The sequence below is a fragment of the Bacillus sp. FAU18 genome (assembly GCF_056033885.1).
In genome coordinates this window covers 923,351-939,526 of sequence record NZ_JBVYHZ010000003.1, presented here as the reverse complement: position 1 = coordinate 939,526, position 16,176 = coordinate 923,351, and the positions used below count along the sequence as shown (strand labels likewise).

The 16,176-nt window shown below is 44.6% G+C and carries 17 protein-coding genes and 1 pseudogene; 1 reads left to right on the top strand and 17 read right to left on the bottom strand.

Annotated features, from left to right (window positions below; genetic code table 11):
- Positions 1-98 precede the first annotated feature (98 nt).
- The 11 genes from rncS to AC0OMU_RS05130 all read right to left on the bottom strand — a co-directional run bounded on the left by rncS (position 99) and on the right by AC0OMU_RS05130 (position 10,493).
- Positions 99-848 (bottom strand): ribonuclease III, encoded by a 750-nt coding sequence (gene rncS / locus AC0OMU_RS05180; RefSeq protein ID WP_003232030.1) that lies wholly within the window; start codon positions 846-848, stop codon positions 99-101.
- Between the two features lie 139 nt (positions 849-987).
- A complete protein-coding gene (gene acpP / locus AC0OMU_RS05175) occupies positions 988-1,221 on the bottom strand; it encodes an acyl carrier protein (protein ID WP_003154310.1) in 234 nt (77 codons plus the stop codon).
- Between the two features lie 83 nt (positions 1,222-1,304).
- Complete coding sequence (gene fabG / locus AC0OMU_RS05170; protein WP_474240944.1) at positions 1,305-2,045, bottom strand: 3-oxoacyl-[acyl-carrier-protein] reductase; 741 nt, start codon at positions 2,043-2,045, stop codon at positions 1,305-1,307.
- Complete coding sequence (gene fabD, locus AC0OMU_RS05165) at positions 2,038-2,991, bottom strand: ACP S-malonyltransferase (protein ID WP_015383644.1); 954 nt, start codon at positions 2,989-2,991, stop codon at positions 2,038-2,040. Before fabD ends, fabG begins: the two co-directional genes overlap by 8 nt.
- 18 nt (positions 2,992-3,009) lie before the next feature.
- A complete protein-coding gene (gene plsX / locus AC0OMU_RS05160; RefSeq protein ID WP_047182603.1) occupies positions 3,010-4,011 on the bottom strand; it encodes a phosphate acyltransferase PlsX in 1,002 nt (333 codons plus the stop codon).
- A gap of 13 nt (positions 4,012-4,024) precedes the next feature.
- A complete protein-coding gene (gene fapR, locus AC0OMU_RS05155; RefSeq protein ID WP_003232044.1) occupies positions 4,025-4,591 on the bottom strand; it encodes a transcription factor FapR in 567 nt (188 codons plus the stop codon).
- Between the two features lie 108 nt (positions 4,592-4,699).
- On the bottom strand, positions 4,700-6,748 hold the full coding sequence (recG, locus tag AC0OMU_RS05150) for an ATP-dependent DNA helicase RecG (RefSeq protein ID WP_014479767.1): 2,049 nt from the start codon (positions 6,746-6,748) through the stop codon (positions 4,700-4,702).
- Positions 6,726-7,628, bottom strand: coding sequence for an L-serine ammonia-lyase, iron-sulfur-dependent, subunit alpha (gene sdaAA, locus AC0OMU_RS05145; RefSeq protein ID WP_003232049.1), 903 nt, complete (start codon positions 7,626-7,628; stop codon positions 6,726-6,728). The genes recG and sdaAA overlap by 23 nt, the downstream gene beginning before the upstream one ends.
- A 24-nt stretch (positions 7,629-7,652) precedes the next feature.
- Positions 7,653-8,315: an L-serine ammonia-lyase, iron-sulfur-dependent subunit beta gene (gene sdaAB / locus AC0OMU_RS05140; protein ID WP_003232050.1), complete on the bottom strand. Its 663-nt coding sequence runs from the start codon at positions 8,313-8,315 to the stop codon at positions 7,653-7,655.
- Between the two features lie 138 nt (positions 8,316-8,453).
- Complete coding sequence (locus AC0OMU_RS05135) at positions 8,454-10,115, bottom strand: DAK2 domain-containing protein (RefSeq protein ID WP_015483218.1); 1,662 nt, start codon at positions 10,113-10,115, stop codon at positions 8,454-8,456.
- A gap of 15 nt (positions 10,116-10,130) precedes the next feature.
- Complete coding sequence (locus AC0OMU_RS05130) at positions 10,131-10,493, bottom strand: Asp23/Gls24 family envelope stress response protein (protein WP_003232054.1); 363 nt, start codon at positions 10,491-10,493, stop codon at positions 10,131-10,133.
- A 276-nt stretch (positions 10,494-10,769) separates the two neighbouring features.
- On the opposite strand from AC0OMU_RS05130, the gene rpmB reads away from it, so the two are divergent.
- Positions 10,770-10,958 carry a 50S ribosomal protein L28 gene (gene rpmB, locus AC0OMU_RS05125; protein ID WP_003221548.1) on the top strand — a complete coding sequence of 63 codons (189 nt, stop codon included), beginning with the start codon at positions 10,770-10,772 and terminating at the stop codon, positions 10,956-10,958.
- A gap of 72 nt (positions 10,959-11,030) precedes the next feature.
- Here rpmB and spoVM read toward each other — a convergent pair whose 3' ends face one another.
- From spoVM to prpC, 6 genes and pseudogenes are all read right to left on the bottom strand, one after another.
- Entirely contained in the window at positions 11,031-11,111 is an 81-nt protein-coding gene (gene spoVM / locus AC0OMU_RS05120; RefSeq protein WP_003221545.1) for a stage V sporulation protein SpoVM, read from the bottom strand.
- Between the two features lie 72 nt (positions 11,112-11,183).
- Positions 11,184-11,828, bottom strand: a complete 645-nt coding sequence (locus tag AC0OMU_RS05115) for a thiamine diphosphokinase (RefSeq protein WP_015483217.1) — start codon at positions 11,826-11,828, stop codon at positions 11,184-11,186.
- A gap of 72 nt (positions 11,829-11,900) precedes the next feature.
- Positions 11,901-12,555: pseudogene (gene rpe / locus AC0OMU_RS05110) on the bottom strand (ribulose-phosphate 3-epimerase).
- Between the two features lie 4 nt (positions 12,556-12,559).
- Positions 12,560-13,456: a ribosome small subunit-dependent GTPase A gene (gene rsgA, locus AC0OMU_RS05105; RefSeq protein ID WP_015383635.1), complete on the bottom strand. Its 897-nt coding sequence runs from the start codon at positions 13,454-13,456 to the stop codon at positions 12,560-12,562.
- Positions 13,457-13,470: 14 nt separating this feature from the next.
- Positions 13,471-15,417, bottom strand: coding sequence for a serine/threonine protein kinase PrkC (prkC, locus tag AC0OMU_RS05100; RefSeq protein ID WP_014476782.1), 1,947 nt, complete (start codon positions 15,415-15,417; stop codon positions 13,471-13,473).
- Positions 15,411-16,175, bottom strand: coding sequence for a protein-serine/threonine phosphatase PrpC (prpC, locus tag AC0OMU_RS05095; RefSeq protein WP_123373564.1), 765 nt, complete (start codon positions 16,173-16,175; stop codon positions 15,411-15,413). The genes prkC and prpC overlap by 7 nt, the downstream gene beginning before the upstream one ends.
- Position 16,176 lies beyond the last annotated feature (1 nt).

Below are 16,176 nucleotides of genomic sequence, written 5' to 3'. Positions count from 1 at the left end.
CGATCCTCCTTATGTAATAAGTATTTCAATTCTATCATAAACATTGGTGAAATAAGACGGCATACATACTGAAATCCCCCTGAGTCATAAGGGGGATTTTATTGTTTCGTATGGTGTTTTTGCAATTTAGCTAAAGCTTCCTGAGCAGCGTGCTGTTCGGCTTCTTTCTTTGAACGGCCGTTTCCGACTCCGAGTGGTTCACCTTTTAGAGATACGATGGCTTCAAATTCACGGTTGTGCGCAGGTCCTTTTTCGTTGGAGATTTTATACTCCAGAGAGCCTTTGCCGTCCCGCTGCACGTATTCCTGCAGCTGGCTTTTGAAATCCATCACATGAGAAAAAGCACCATCGTTAATTTTAGGGAACACATAAACTTTTAAGAAACTTTCGACCGGCTCTAATCCCTGGTCAAGATACAAGGCTCCGATAAATGCCTCAAAAACATCCGCCAATAGAGCAGGACGCTTTCTTCCGCCTGTCATTTCCTCGCCTTTACCCAACAGGACAAGATCGCCGAATGACAGCTCGTGAGCCAATGAAACGAGAGACGGTTCGCAAACAATTGCGGCTCTCAATTTCGTCAAATCTCCTTCACTCATAGCCGGGTATTTGGCAAATAAGAATCTGGAGATCGTCAGTTCCAAAACAGCGTCACCTAAAAATTCAAGCCTTTCATTATCTTCATACGGCTTTTTCCGATGCTCATTCACATAAGATGAATGTGTAAATGCTTGATACAAAAGCTTTTCATTTTGAAAGTGAACCGAAATCCGTTCTTGAAACTCTTTAAATTGTTCTACTTTTTTATAGAACTTTTTTTTATCTTTATAATGTGAGTGTTTTGACATAGTAACCTCCATAGGCACATCAGGTTCACCGCGCTTCTCTGACTAAACCGGATACAGCGCGCGTAAAAGCGGCATGCTGTAATAACTGCACGAATAAAGGGCTAAAGCCCCGCGTTTCGGCGGGACTTTTAGCATCAGCTTATTGCTGGTTTTGTATGTAGTTCACAGCGTCGCCGACTGTTGCAATCTTTTCAGCATCTTCGTCAGAAATCTCCATATCAAACTCGTCTTCAAGTTCCATAACAAGCTCAACTACATCTAGGGAATCAGCACCTAAGTCTTCCTTGAAAGAAGCTTCAAGTTTGACGTCTGCTTCATCAACGCCAAGGCGATCTACGATGATTTTCGTTACACGCTCTAATGTGTCTGCCATAGCAATTCACCTCCCCTCAAGTATTATAGTGGATTCGTTTTTAAAAAACTAGAGAAACTATGATGAAATTTTCGAGAAAAAACTTACATCACCATTCCGCCGTCAATATGAAGCGTTTGGCCTGTCATATAACGAGCTCCCTCTGAAGCTAGGAATGTGACAACACTGCTGACATCGCTAGGATCACCAAAGCGCGCGAGCGGAATTTGTTTCAGCATTTCGTCTTGAACGTCTTTTGCAAGTTTATCTGTCATATCAGTTGAGATAAATCCTGGCGCTATTGCGTTTACCGTAATATTTCGGCTGGCGAGCTCTTTAGCAGAAGACTTGGTTAAACCGATGACGCCGGCTTTTGCAGCCACATAGTTGGCTTGTCCAGGGTTTCCGCTGACGCCGACGATAGACGATACGTTAATAATGCGGCCTGAACGCTGTTTCATCATTTGTCTTGTAACAGCTTTTGTGCAGTTGAAAACACCCTTCAGGTTAATGTTAATAACGTCATCCCATTCGTCTTCTTTCATTCTCATGATGAGATTGTCTCTTGTAATCCCGGCATTATTAACCAGAATGTCAATTGTAGAAAAAACAGACAGCGTTTCTTTTATCATGTTTTGTACATCTTCGGGATTTGATACATCCGCTTTGACAGCAATTGCGTTTCTGCCCATAGATTTGATTTCAACTACCACTTCATTTGCTTTCGCTTCATTGCCGGAGTAATTCACGACAACATTTGCTCCGCTTTTTGCCAGATCAAGGGCGATTGAGCGGCCGATTCCGCGGGATGCGCCAGTGACAATAGCCGTTTTATCATTAAGCATTATCATTCTCCTCCTTAAGCGTTTGAATTGCCAGCTCGATCGTTTCCGGATCTGATACAGCAATTGTTTTTAACCGTCTATTTACTTTTTTCACAAGGCCTGAAAGCACTTTTCCGGGACCGATTTCGATAAAAGTCGTAACACCCTCTGCGATCAGCTTGTTAATGCTTTCCTCAAAACGAACCGGAGAATAAAGCTGCTCAATAAGTTTTTCTTTGATATCTGCTTTTTCAGTCATCACGTCAGCAGAAACATTTGAGATGACCGGAACGTCAGCGTCTTTTATGTCACAGGCGTCCAATACCTCTTTCAGCTTTTCAGCAGCCGGTTTCATCAGTTCAGAATGGAACGGACCGCTTACTTCAAGCGGAATTGCGCGTTTTGCTCCGTTCTCTTTTGCCAGTTCAGATGCAAGCTCAACCCCTTTAGCTGTTCCGGAAATGACGATTTGGCCAGGACAGTTGAGATTCGCAAGCTGTACAAGGTTGCCTTCCTCTGTGACTTTATCGGTTACTTGCTTTAATGCTTCAGCATCCATGCCGAGAATCGCAGCCATTGCTCCTTCGCCAGCCGGCACCGCTTCATTCATAAACTCTCCGCGCTTTCTGACGGTATAAACAGCATCTTTGAAAGACAGAGCGCCAGCCGCAACCAGTGCAGAATATTCACCAAGGCTGTGTCCTGCTGTGAAATCAGGTGTAATGCCAGATTCTTTAAATTTCTCAAGAACAGCGATGCTTGTCGTAAGCAAAGCAGGCTGCGCATTGTATGTAAGTGTTAATTCTTCAGCAGCACCCTCAAAAATAAGCGAGCTGAGTTTTGTTTCCAACGTTTCATCGGCTTCATCAAACAGACGCTTTGCAGCAGGCACCTGCTCATAAAGCTCTTTCCCCATGCCGATAAATTGTGATCCCTGACCCGGGAATAAAAATGCAATCTTACTCATGATGTAAAAACCTCCAGACTACTCATCTGTTTTTTCTTCTTTCACTTCTTCCTGAATGAGCGCAGCCACATTTTGGCTGACCATCTCTCTTGCTTGCCGAATCGCATGGAATACAGCATTTGAATCTGAAGAGCCGTGCGCCTTTATCACAGGGGCTTTTAAGCCAAAAAGACTTGCTCCGCCATAATTCGAATACTCCATTTTCATTTTCATTTCTTTCAATTTTGGCTTCAGCACAGCTGCTGCAAGCTTTGATGTCAAAGTAGACGTCATTACGTCTCTCATCATTTTAAAAATAGACAACGCAGAGCCTTCCAGCGTTTTGAGTGTAACATTCCCGGTAAAGCCGTCTGTTACTACAACATCAGCCACATCATCTAAAAGGTCTCGCGCTTCCACGTTTCCGATAAAATTGATGTTTGCTGTTTCTTTTAAAATTTGAAACGTCTGCTTCGTCAGTTCGTTTCCTTTTTTATCTTCTGTTCCGACATTTAAAAGTCCGACTCTCGGTGAAGTGACACCGCGCACTTGCTGAGAATAAACAGAACCCATGATGGCATATTGAACGAGGTGCTCCGGTTTGGCATCGACATTGGCGCCGACATCAAGGAGAAGAAATCCGTCTCCCGAAACAGTCGGAAGTGTCGGAGCAAGCGCCGGACGGTCAATTCCTTTAATTCTTCCGACAATAAAGAGACCGGCTGTCATTAATGCACCGGTATTTCCTGCTGAAATGCAGGCGTCAGCTCTGTTTTCCACAACCTCCTGCGCCATAAGAACCATAGATGAGTTCTTTTTTCTTCGCACGGCACGGACCGGTTCATCCGTAGGCTCAATCACTTCATCTGCGTGCAGCACCGTGATGCGATCTGATGTAGTTGTTAAATGTGATTCTATCGTTGTTTTGTCACCGACAAGTGTGATATGGAGATCATCAAATGCCTCTATACCTTTTATAACTCCGTCAATAACAGCTTTGGGAGCGTGGTCTCCTCCCATTGCATCTACAGCTATTCTCATGCATGCTCCACCTTTATGAATGTTTTGAACGATACATGTCAAAGCGTCCAGAAAAAACAATTTCTTCGCCAACGTAGCTGTTCACTTCGACAACCGTTCTTCCTTTTTCTTTTTCGACAGCCGTCACTTTCGCTTTTGCTACGACACGTTCTCCCTGCTTTACCTGTCTTGTAAAGCGGATGTCTGCACTTGCAGTCAGCGCCAGCTCGTCATCAATGACTGCAACGGCCAAAGAATTCGCCTGTGCAAATAAATGGTGTCCTCTCGCAATCTGATTCCGGCTGAACACGTGCTCCTGTTTTATTTCTAAAATAGATATCGCCTGATCATCCAGCTCAAGGTCAATAATTTCTCCGATAACTTCATCAAGTGACAGGGACTTCACTTCGTCCTCAAGTGTTTTCTCTGCCACGTTCTTAATTCTTTCTCTCAGTTCAGGTATGGAAAGCTCTAAGCGGTCCAAACGTATCGTCTGGATGCTCACCCCAAATTTACCCGCTAATTCTTCATCTGTAATAAAGGGGGTTGCTTGAATCGTCTGCTGAAGTAATTCCTGGCGTTCTCTCTTATTTCTTCTCATATCTAAACACCATCCGGACAATTAAGACTAGGTACTAATAGTAGTATATAATTTCATAGATTGGAATGCAACGATTGTTTCTGGCTGAACACCAAAAACTTCTGATACTCAGCTTAATTTTTCCCCGTCCATTACTCCGCTCTTCAGCAATTCATCTCTTAACACAGCGTATTCCGGCTCCTTCCAGAACGCGTCAGAAGCCACAAGATTCGCAGCATCCTGCCTTGCCGTTTCAAGCGCTCTGTAATCATGAACCATGTCCGCCACTTTAAATTCCGGCATTCCGCTTTGTTTTTTTCCGAAGAAATCACCGGGACCTCTCAGTTCCAGATCCTTTTCAGACAGCTCGAAACCGTCATTGGTCTCCGACATGATCCTCATCCGTTCTTTCCCTGTTTCTGATTTTGGATCAGCCATCAGAATACAGAAAGATTGATGCTCACCCCGTCCAACACGGCCGCGCAGCTGGTGAAGCTGTGATAGTCCGAAACGGTCGGCGTCATAAATCACCATAATCGTTGCATTCGGAACATTCACGCCAACCTCAACAACAGTAGTTGATACGAGAATTTGACAGTGATTTGCGCTGAATTCTCTCATGACCTGGTCTTTTTCATCGGAATGCAGCTTCCCATGCATAAGGCCGACATTCCATTTTCCCCGAAAAATATCAGAAAGCATATTGTACACGTCAATGGCGTTTTGCACATCAAGCTTGTCTGATTCTTCAATCAGCGGACAGATGATATAAGCCTGCCTGCCTTGCTTTAATTCTTTTTCGACAAATGCCAAAATACGATCCAGCATGTCATGTTTTACCCAATAGGTTTCAATTCGCTTTCGTCCAGCCGGCATCTCATCAATGACAGATACATCCATTTCACCGAACACTGTGATCGCTAATGTTCTTGGGATTGGAGTGGCTGTCATAAAGAGAACATCGGGATCCTGCCCTTTGTTCCGAAGCTTTTTGCGCTGCTCAACTCCAAATCTGTGCTGTTCATCAGTAATAACGAGACTCAGCGCCTTAAACTCCACCTCGTCTTGGATTAAAGCGTGGGTTCCTACAAGAATATCAATCTCACCCGCCGCAAGACGTTCAAGCAGTTCTTTTCGCCGCTTCCCTTTAACAGAGCTTGTCAAAAGAGCAACGCTGACGTCCCATTTTTCAAATAGCGAAACGAGCGAATCAGCATGCTGCTCGGCCAGAATTTCTGTCGGCACCATGAGCGCTCCTTGGTATCCGGATAGGATCGCGGCATACAGTGCAATGGCGGCGACTGCCGTTTTTCCTGATCCAACGTCCCCTTGAAGAAGACGGTTCATTCTGTATGGAGAAGACATGTCTGCTGTTATTTCGCGAAGAACGCGTGACTGGGCGTTTGTGAGGGGAAACGGGAGGCTTTTGATAAATCTCATGAGTTCTTCGTTTGAAAAACGCTGCCGTATCCCTTGTGTCTGCTCTCTTTCCGCCTTTCGGAACGCCTGCATTTTCAACTGAAACAACAAAAATTCTTCATAAACAAACCGCCGTCTGGCAAGCTTTAATGCTTCCCTTGTTTCAGGCTGGTGCATTGCTTTTAACGCCTGATAATAGTCAGGCAGTTTATAGCTTTTTCTTAGCTTTTCCGGAAGAGGATCAGGAAGTGAGTCTGCATATTGGGTCAGCGCCTGCTGAATAAAGCGCCTCATCATTTTGACGGTAACATTTTCTTTCACAGAATACACTGGTTCAATGCTTTTGTCTTCTTGATGCGGCCCGTTTTTCAACTCCTGAACAGAGATGGTTTGGCGGTGCTTGTCCCATTTACCTGAAACCGTCACCACAGAGCCGAGCGAAAGCTGCTTCTTCAAATAAGGCCGGTTAAAACATACGGCTGTGATTAAATAGTGGCCGACCAGAAGCCTGAATGTCAGCCTGTTTCGTTTTTTTCCGTAATAGGTAAGAGAAGGCTCTGAATGAACCTTCCCTTCGACTGTGACTCTTTCATCATGCTTTACTTCTTCTAAATCCCTCAGCTCGTAGTCATCATAGCGATAAGGGAAATAATTCAGAAGATCAGAAATGTCATAAATACCGAGTTCGTGTAACGTTTTTTCTGTTTCCGGCCCAATACCCTTAATGTTAGCTATACTAGTTTGCTGATGTTGTTTCACGTGAACCTAGCGCTCCTCCGAAAATTTTTTTCTCTAATTCTCTTCCTGTCGGTGTTGCCGCTAAACCGCCCTGGCCTGTTTCTCTAAGTGCAGTTGGCATCGTTTGGCCTATTTTATACATGGCATCGATAACCTCATCACATGGAATACGGCTTGTAATGCCCGCCAATGCCATATCAGCGGCAATCATCGCATTTGACGCGCCCATCGCATTCCGTTTCACGCAAGGCACCTCAACAAGCCCTGCAACAGGGTCGCACACGAGGCCTAGCATATTTTTTAATGTAATGGCCATGGCCTCCGCGCTTTGTTCGGGTGTTCCTCCTGCCATTTCAACAATGGCCGCAGCCGCCATGCCTGAAGCTGATCCAACCTCTGCCTGACATCCTCCGGCGGCGCCGGAAATACTTGCGTTATTAGCCACGACAAATCCGAAAGCCCCGGCTGTAAACAAAAAGCGGATCATTTGTTCTCTTGTTGGATTCAGCTTTTCTTTTACAGCAAATAACGTACCGGGCACCACACCGGCAGAACCTGCAGTCGGTGTCGCACAGATGGTTCCCATTGCTGCATTTACTTCATTTGTTGCAACGGCTTTCGATACAGCATCTAAAATCAGCGGGCCAGACAGGCTTTTTCCTGATCGAATATAGGCCTGCAATTTAACGGCATCTCCGCCTGTTAAGCCCGTTTGGCTCGTAACCCCCTCGAGTCCTTTCTGAACCGCCGCTTCCATAACAGACAGGTTATGATCCATCTGCTGAAAAATGTCCTCTTTTGTTTTTTCTGTTACTTCCATTTCTTGAGCTATCATCACATCAGAGATCAATATTTGTTTTTCTTTAGTAATCTCAATTAATTCTTTTACATTACGAAACATAACTGGCTCCTCCTGACCCTTTCGCTAGTCAGCAATCTTTGTCACTTGAATAATATTCGGCAGCTTCGACAGCTCGTCGAGAATGTGGTCGTCAATATTTTGATCGACCTCTATTGTCATCAGCGCAAGCTGGCCGATATCTTTCCGGGCTACTTCCATATGTCCTACGTTGATTGAAAATTTCGCCAGAACATTGGCAACACCGGCAATTGTGCCAAATTTGTCATTATGAACAACTAATATGGCCGGATGATTTCCTGACAGCCGGAGCTCAAAACCATTCAATTCTGTGATTTCAATCTTTCCTCCGCCAATCGAAATACCCGTCAGTTCCAGCTCACCCTTTTCATCAGAAATGGTGATTTTTGCTGTGTTCGGATGGACCGGGACTGCGTCTTCTACCCGAAACTCTATATCAATTCCTTTAGCTTCTGCAATTTGTATAGCGGTTTTAATCCGTTCGTCGAATGTATCAAAATCAAGCAATCCGCCGATAATCGCGACATCTGTCCCGTGGCCCTTATACGTTTCCGCAAACGACCCGTAAAAAGATACAATGATGCGCTCAGGCTCTCTGCCAAATAAACTTCTGGCCACTCTCCCGATTCTAGCAGCTCCCGCTGTATGAGAGCTGGACGGACCGATCATAACCGGGCCGATAATATCAAAAACGCTTCTGTATTTCATGCTATTCCTCCTTATGAACCAGAGCTTATTAGCGCTTTGCTTCTAGACTAATTGATCAGATATAAAATGGCAAGCGGGCGCGTTACAGCGCTGCCGCACTTAAAAGCAGACATAAGAATAGAAGGGCAAATTGCCCTTCTATTCTGCAGAAACTATATACGAATACAGAGGCTGTTTCCCATTGTGGATCTCAACCTCAATCTCCTCGTACTTTTCACTGAGAAACGCTTCAAGCTGCTCAGCTTCTTCCTGAGACGCATCCTCACCATATAGAATGGTCACGATTTCATCATCTTCTCCGATCATTTCTGACAGCAGCATTTTCGCGGCTGACAGCTGATTTTCAGAAGTGCCGATAATCGTTCCATTCAGAATGCCCATAAAGTCGCCTTTTTTAATATCTTTACCGTCAATATGAGTATCTCTGACTGAGAACGTCACCTGTCCGCTTTTTACTTGCTGAATGGCGCTTAGCATATTGGCCTCGTTCGCTTCAGCTTCTTGATCCGGGTTAAAAGCCAGCAGAGCTGACATCCCTTGCGGAACCGTTTTAGCAGGAATGACAAAAACCTTTTCATCCACTACGCTGGCCGCTTGGTTAGCAGCCATGATAATGTTGGAGTTGTTAGGCAGGATAAATACCGTATCTGCATTTACAGACTTCACGGCATCAACAATATCCTCAGTGCTTGGGTTCATGGTCTGGCCGCCTTCAATCACAACAGAAGCTCCAATGCTTTTGAATAGGTCTGAAATTCCTTCTCCCATCGCTACAGTCACAATGCCATACGGCTGTTTTGCCGGCGGTGTTTCGTTGTCTGCAGGTTTGCTTTCTTGACTGATGATAGAGGTATGCTGTTCTCTCATATTTTCTATTTTTATTTTGATCAATTCACCGTAATGCTGGGCGTAGTTTAACACGTTTCCCGGCTCTTCAGCATGAATATGAACCTTCGCCAGCGATTCATCCGCAATCACAAGCAGAGAATCTCCGAACTGGCTGAGGTCTTGCCTGAAAGTGCCTTCGTCGAACTCTCTTTTTGTCTGATCAAGCCTAACCATCACTTCGGTACAGAATCCAAATTCAATATCTTCGGTATTCATCATGCTTTGCGCGCTCTTGTGATGCTCTGCGCTGACCATGTCGTCAAGTGACGGAAGAACTGCTTTCTGAGGTACAGTTTCACCTTTTAATGAAGCAAGGAAACCTTCATACACACAGAGCAGGCCTTTGCCCCCGCTATCGACAACTCCTACTTCCTTTAGGACAGGTAGCAATTCAGGGGTGCGGTTTAAAGACGCCTCTGCTTCTTCTGTCACTGCAGTCATCAGCGCAGTGATATCGGTTTCTTTTTCTGCTAAGATCATCGCTTTTTTTGCAGCGTCTTTTGCAACTGTTAAAATGGTGCCCTCTACAGGTTTCATGACAGCTTTATACGCCATGTCTACACCTGCTTGCAGCGCAGCGGCAAACTCAAGTGCATTAATTTCTTTTTTCGTTTCAATGCTTTTGCTAAATCCGCGGAACAATTGGGATAGGATAACTCCTGAATTTCCGCGTGCTCCCATGAGCAGCCCTTTAGATAACGCGGAGCCCACCTTCCCGATATCATCCGTATCCATTTGTTCAACTTCTCTTGCTCCGGAAGTCATCGACAGGTTCATATTAGTTCCCGTATCACCGTCCGGCACCGGAAACACGTTCAGTGCATCAACTGCACTGGCGTTTTGAGACAGATTCTGCGCTCCCGCAAGAATCATCTCGGCAAAGGTTCTGCCGTCTAATGTTCTGATAGACAATCCTACTCCTCCTAACTACGGGTTCGTCACTCGTACGCCTTGGACATAAATATTGACAGAATCCACTGCCAGTCCGATGGTTTGATTTACTGTGTACTTTACTTTTGTTTGGACATTATGTGCCACTTCAGAAATTTTCGTGCCGTAGCTGACAATGATATACATGTCGATATGTATCTGTTCTCCTTCTTGGCGAACTTGGACACCCCTGCTGAAATTCTCTTTCCGAAGGATTTCAGTCAGTCCGTCTTTAATCTGGTTTTTAGAAGCCATGCCGACAATGCCGTAACAGTCAACCGCCGCGCCTCCTGCAACCATCGCAATGACTTCATTAGATATATCAATCTGTCCGTACTTCGTTCTTAATTCAATGGACACACTAGTTCCTCCTTCGAATGCATAGAGTTACAGCTATTCTACTATATGGTTTCCATTATGAAAAGACCAGGCAATAATCGCTGGCCGTACCTCTACATATACTATAGCGCTGCTGTTTCCGCAAGATGTCAAGTGAATTTTCTTGAAAGATGATGAAACAATAGTTGCAAACGTTTTTTAGCTGTGGTAAATTATTTAAAGTATCCATATCGAAAGCATCTAAGATTATATGAATGTTAAAAAGTAGATGTTTTGTGCAAGTGAGGAGGGAAACAAATGGCACGTAAATGCGTTATCACAGGTAAAAAAACAACAGCTGGGAATAACCGTTCTCACGCAATGAACGCTTCTAAGCGCACTTGGGGCGCGAATCTTCAAAAGGTTCGTATCCTTGTGAACGGAAAACCTAAAAAAGTATATGTATCTGCTCGAGCTTTGAAATCCGGTAAAGTTGAGCGTGTATAACAAAATGAACGCCTGCCCCGATATGTGGCAGGCGTTTTTATGTGGTGAAAGAGGGCTTTGAACCCCTGGGCATTAATCTTTTCTAAATGAGCCCAGCATCGCCCGGACAATTCCTCCTAAAAACTTCGGCAATTTAATGGTGTAAAATTTCATTTTTTGTCCCCTCCTATAACGTCCCGTAACCGCCTTGTTCATTGTTTTCAGCAATTGAATGAAAGCACATGCTTAATCCGTGCTTCTTATCATTATTAATATGCCTTTTACAAACGAAAAAGTACCTCGTGAATGAATGAGTTCGTTACTAATACATAGTGTTGAACCGAGCGTAATATGACAATTATTTAGAGGATATTTAAAACCGGTCAGGGTCAGCTCATGTATGTCTTCGGAAAACGGTATGAAGGAGATATATCGCTTATTTTCATCCTTCTCAATATCATATTCACCAGGAGGGAACATTTGAATATGATTTTGTTTGTCTATCAGCCTAATTTTTATGTTCGTTTTTACACCTCTATACAGAAGCTGAATGTTTCCTAAAAAATGATCAGCTCTGCCGCCTGTAATGCCGAAAATCTGAATAATATCCGGCTGCTTTTCCAGCGCCCAATCAAGGGCGAGGTCTAAATCTGTTTGATCTTTTTCTGCTTGATACACATGAAGGGCGGGAGCGGCTTTTTCTATTCGCCGGCGTTCTTGCTCTGTTATGCTGTCAAAATCTCCGAAGGCTTCAACAGGAATGATCCCGGCATCTAAGAGAGTGACGGTGCCTTTGTCAACACCGATCCAAAGCGTGTGTTCATCCGTATAGCCGGTTAGATCGGGAATGAGATTTTTCGGGCCTCCCGCAACGATATTAATTGTTTTCATCTCTGATTCCTTTCTCTGCATACAGGAAAAAGAGCTTAGGCTATTGTATGCCCAGCTCTTTTCTAAAGCTGCTTATTTACTTCCTTTGATTTCAGAAATTGCTTTTTTGCGGTCAGACTGGCCATAAACAGCTGAACCGGCAACGAGTAAATTTGCGCCCGCTTCAATGACGAGCGGAGCGGTTTCTTTGTTGACGCCGCCGTCTACTTCAATTAACAGATCTTTTTTTTCCTTTTTCATCCGCCATTCGCTTAACCTCTTTTATTTTAGGAAGGACTGAATGAATAAATTTCTGCCCGCCGAAGCCCGGGTTCACCGTCATTAAAAGAACAAGATCGAGATCGTCGAAAACATGCTCGATGACTTGTACAGGGGTATGCGGGTTTAGAACTACTCCGGCCTTCACTCCTTGCTCTTTAATGAGCTGGATGGTACGGTGCAGGTGCGGACATGCCTCAGCATGCACAGACAGGATATCTGCGCCTGCTTTCGCAAAAGCCGGGATATAACGATCCGGCTCTTCTATCATTAAATGGACATCGAGCGGCAGATCCGTTACCGGCCGGACTGCTTCTACAATCAGCGGACCGATTGTGATATTCGGGACAAAATGGCCGTCCATAACATCAATATGAATACAATCGGCTCCGCCTTTTTCTACATCTTTAATCTCATTGCCTAAAGCGGCAAAATCAGCGGAAAGAATAGATGGTGCAACCTTTATCATTATGCTAATACCTCGGCTTTCTGTCTTTTATCTCCGTCATAAATTCAACATAATGGTCATAGCGATACTGCTTTAATTCCCCGTCTTCAACAGCTTGTTTCACCGCACACTTCGGCTCTTTCAGATGTAAACAGCCTCTAAATTTGCATGAAGAGCTTTTTTCTCTGATATCAGGGAAGGTATAGCCCAGCTCTTCTTCCTCAATGTCTGTAAATTCAAGCGAGCTGAATCCCGGTGTATCTGCAACCAAGCCTCCGGACGTGTGAATCAGCTCCACGTGGCGGGTTGTGTGTTTCCCGCGGCCCAAATGCTCGGAAATCTCGTTTGTTCTCAATCCGAGCTCCGGACTGATCGCGTTGAGAAGCGAGGATTTTCCAACACCGGACTGACCGGCAAATACCGTTGTTTTATCCTGAAAATGTGGGATGATGTCCGCTAAACTGTCTTGGTCCTTAGAGGAGGTAAGGTATACGTCATAACCAATATTCCGATAGTCTTCTGCATAAGCTTGTATCCTATCTTCTGTATCTTGATCTTCAATCAAATCCATTTTAGTAATGCATATAATCGGCTGAATATCATTGGCCTCAACGAGAACCAGGAAGCGGTCGAGCAATGCCGTGCTGAAAGAAGGCTGAACCGCTGAGAAAACCAGGACCGCTTGATCAACGTTGCAAATTGGCGGCCTGATAAGCTCGTTGGTTCTTTCTTTAATTTCCATTAGATATCCTTCTTTGTCATTTTCAGCTTGATACACAACGTAATCACCGACAAGAGGGGTAATTTTGTTTTTTCTGAAAATGCCTCTTCCTCTGCATTGTATTACTTTATCTGAATCCTCTGATTCATCCAGTACATAGTAAAAGCCGCTTAGCGCCTTAATAATTTTGCCCTCAGGCATATTTTCCCTCCTTGTTATTCATCTTTCGGATACTCAATGGTTTTGTAGCTGACAACTTTATTGTTTACCATTACTTGATAGTACCCTTTTTGGCCGGGTTCAATCTTTAGTTCGATCGTTCGTTCAGTCGGCTCTTTTATCTTAAATTCTTCGTAAGTGTCAGAGATGCTGTGATCCGCATCGTCAACCGCGATTTGCACTTGAAGCTCGTCCCCTTCATTTTCTGGTTCGTAGGGGATCTTGACCTTTTCTTTCACTGTTTTCGCAGGTTTTTTCTCTGGTCCGAGAGAGAATGTCACTTCAACTTCGTTTCCCGGCTTTACTGCCGTACCTGCTGCTGGTTTTTGTTTGACAACCTGTCCTTCTGGAACATCATCTGAGTATGCTTCTTTTTCTACAAGCTTCAATCCGTTGTCTTCCAGATATCCAGACGCTGCTTCTTTACTGTAGGTTTTCAAGTCTCTAAGCGTAATGTCTTCGGGTCCGATACTGACTGTAAGTTTGACTTGATCTTCACTCGGGACAAGCTCAGTCCCTGCTGAAGGATTTTGGTCAATGACAGTGCCCGCATTTTTCTCGTCATTCACTTCATTTACCGTTACATGTTTAAACCCTTGGTCCTTCAACGCTTTTTTTGCCTGGTCGACCGTTTGGCCTGTCACATCACCGATCTCCGTTTTTGCTTTTCCGGTGCTCTTATAAAGGGTGACCGTGGCGCCTTCTTTGACTGTGGTATCCGCTTTAGGGTCCGTTTTTACCATCAGGCCCTCTTCAATTTTTTCATCTGAGATTTCCAACACCTCGGAATCAACCTGTAAACCTTCTTTTTCCAAGAGCCCTGCGGCTTTTTCGTATTCCATTCCGGAGACATCAGGTATTTTGACATCCTTAGGCATGAAAAGCGACGGAAAAACAGTGACAGCAAGAATTCCAGCTGTGATAAAAACGAGGCATATCGTGAGCAAAACCCACGGCCACTTTTTTCTTTTGCCGTTCTTCTTTGTTTTGTTTTCTTGTGCGGTTGTCACTTCAGCTTCTTTTTCGCCAGCAGCTTTAGCGAGTTCTTCATCTTTAATGATAGGTATCGCTTTTGTCATTTCTTCATCTTCTTGAATCGTAAATCTCTTTTCATTGAGTCTGTCGGCATCAAAAGCTGTTTTTATGTCTGCTTCCATGTCTTCAGCCGTTTCGTAGCGATGAAAAGGATCTTTGGCAGTTGCCTTGAGTATGATGTTTTCAACGCTTTGGGGGACCGATGGATTCCACCTTTTTGTCGAAGGAGTTTCCGCTTGAAGATGCTTCAAGGCGATGCTGACTGCTGACTCTCCATCAAACGGAATACGGCCGGTTAAAAGCTCAAATAGAACGATTCCAAGCGCATAAATATCCGATTTTTTTGTGGCTAAGCCGCCCCGGGCCTGTTCAGGTGATAAGTAATGGACCGAGCCCAGAACTGAATTGGTATGGGTGATTGTGGTCGAACTTAGTGCCGTCGCAATTCCAAAATCCGTTACTTTGATATTTCCCATATGATCAATCAAAATGTTATGCGGCTTGATGTCTCTGTGAACAATCTGGTTTTGATGGGCATGAGCGATGGCTGAGACAATTTGCTCCATGATGTTCAGCGCTTCTTTAGGGTGAAGCGGCCCATTTGCTGTTATGTATTCTTTAAGCGTCATGCCTTCAACGTATTCCATGACAATATAATAAATATCATCTTCCTCGCCCAAATCGTAAATGCTGACAATATTCGGGTGATCGAGGCTTGATGCGGATTGGGCTTCTCTGCGGAAACGTCTGATAAATTCATTGTCATTTGCATAGTCAAACCGCAGGATTTTAATTGCGACTTCACGGTCTAGAATGATATCCTCAGCTAAATACACGTTGGCCATTCCCCCGCCGCCTATAACGCGGAGAATCTGGTAACGCCCGCTGATCCGCTTGCCGATTAGCACTGATCTTCACCCTCTTCAACATGTAAAGCAAGCTCAAGCAAAACTGCTGTTATGTTGTCTTCTCCGCCATTCTGGTTGGCTTTGTCCACAAGCAGGTTTACTTTTTCCTGAGGAGCTGAATCGCTTTGCAGGATGTCTTTTAATTCAGTGCCTTCCACTTTATTCGTCAGTCCGTCAGAACATAGAAGCAGTTTGTCTCCGGGTTCTATATCAAAAGAACGGGTGTCAATGCTGACTGACTGGTCTGTTCCAAGCGCCTTCGTCAACACATTTTTTCGCGGATGATGTTCAGCGTCTTCTCTGGAAATCTCTCCAGTGCGAACCAGTTCATTTACAAGCGAATGGTCTTCTGTCACTTGAACGAAATCATCGTCCTGAAGCAAATAGCATCTGCTGTCTCCGATATGGGCAACAGAAACCGTTTTCCCCGTAAAAAGTGCACATACAATCGTCGTCCCCATGCCTTGGCATTCTTCGTGGGCTTGAGCGTGATCGTATATTTTGCTGTTTACCGAAAGAATCTGTTCAATGAGCCATTTTTCACATTCCGAGGGCGCAGTTGGAATCGTCTCTGCTTCATTCCATTTCTCCCCCATGGCTTTCACAGCCATCTTGCTCGCAACATCTCCAGCAAGATGGCCGCCCATGCCATCAGCGACAACCGCTAATATAAATTCATCTTTCCCCTTGAATATCCCCGCATCATCTTCATTATGCTGGCGGATTTTTCCTGTATCTGTTTTTAAGGCTGTTAACAAC

Coding starts and splice junctions, on each gene's coding strand:
- rncS (WP_003232030.1), bottom strand. CDS start 848: ATGTCAAAACACTCACATTATAAAGATAAAAAAAAGTTCTATAAAAAA.
- acpP (WP_003154310.1), bottom strand. CDS start 1,221: ATGGCAGACACATTAGAGCGTGTAACGAAAATCATCGTAGATCGCCTT.
- fabG (WP_474240944.1), bottom strand. CDS start 2,045: ATGCTTAATGATAAAACGGCTATTGTCACTGGCGCATCCCGCGGAATC.
- fabD (WP_015383644.1), bottom strand. CDS start 2,991: ATGAGTAAGATTGCATTTTTATTCCCGGGTCAGGGATCACAATTTATC.
- plsX (WP_047182603.1), bottom strand. CDS start 4,011: ATGAGAATAGCTGTAGATGCAATGGGAGGAGACCACGCTCCCAAAGCT.
- fapR (WP_003232044.1), bottom strand. CDS start 4,591: ATGAGAAGAAATAAGAGAGAACGCCAGGAATTACTTCAGCAGACGATT.
- sdaAA (WP_003232049.1), bottom strand. CDS start 7,628: ATGTTTCGTAATGTAAAAGAATTAATTGAGATTACTAAAGAAAAACAA.
- sdaAB (WP_003232050.1), bottom strand. CDS start 8,315: ATGAAATACAGAAGCGTTTTTGATATTATCGGCCCGGTTATGATCGGT.
- rpmB (WP_003221548.1), top strand. CDS start 10,770: ATGGCACGTAAATGCGTTATCACAGGTAAAAAAACAACAGCTGGGAAT.
- spoVM (WP_003221545.1), bottom strand. CDS start 11,111: ATGAAATTTTACACCATTAAATTGCCGAAGTTTTTAGGAGGAATTGTC.
- AC0OMU_RS05115 (WP_015483217.1), bottom strand. CDS start 11,828: ATGAAAACAATTAATATCGTTGCGGGAGGCCCGAAAAATCTCATTCCC.
- rsgA (WP_015383635.1), bottom strand. CDS start 13,456: ATGCCTGAGGGCAAAATTATTAAGGCGCTAAGCGGCTTTTACTATGTA.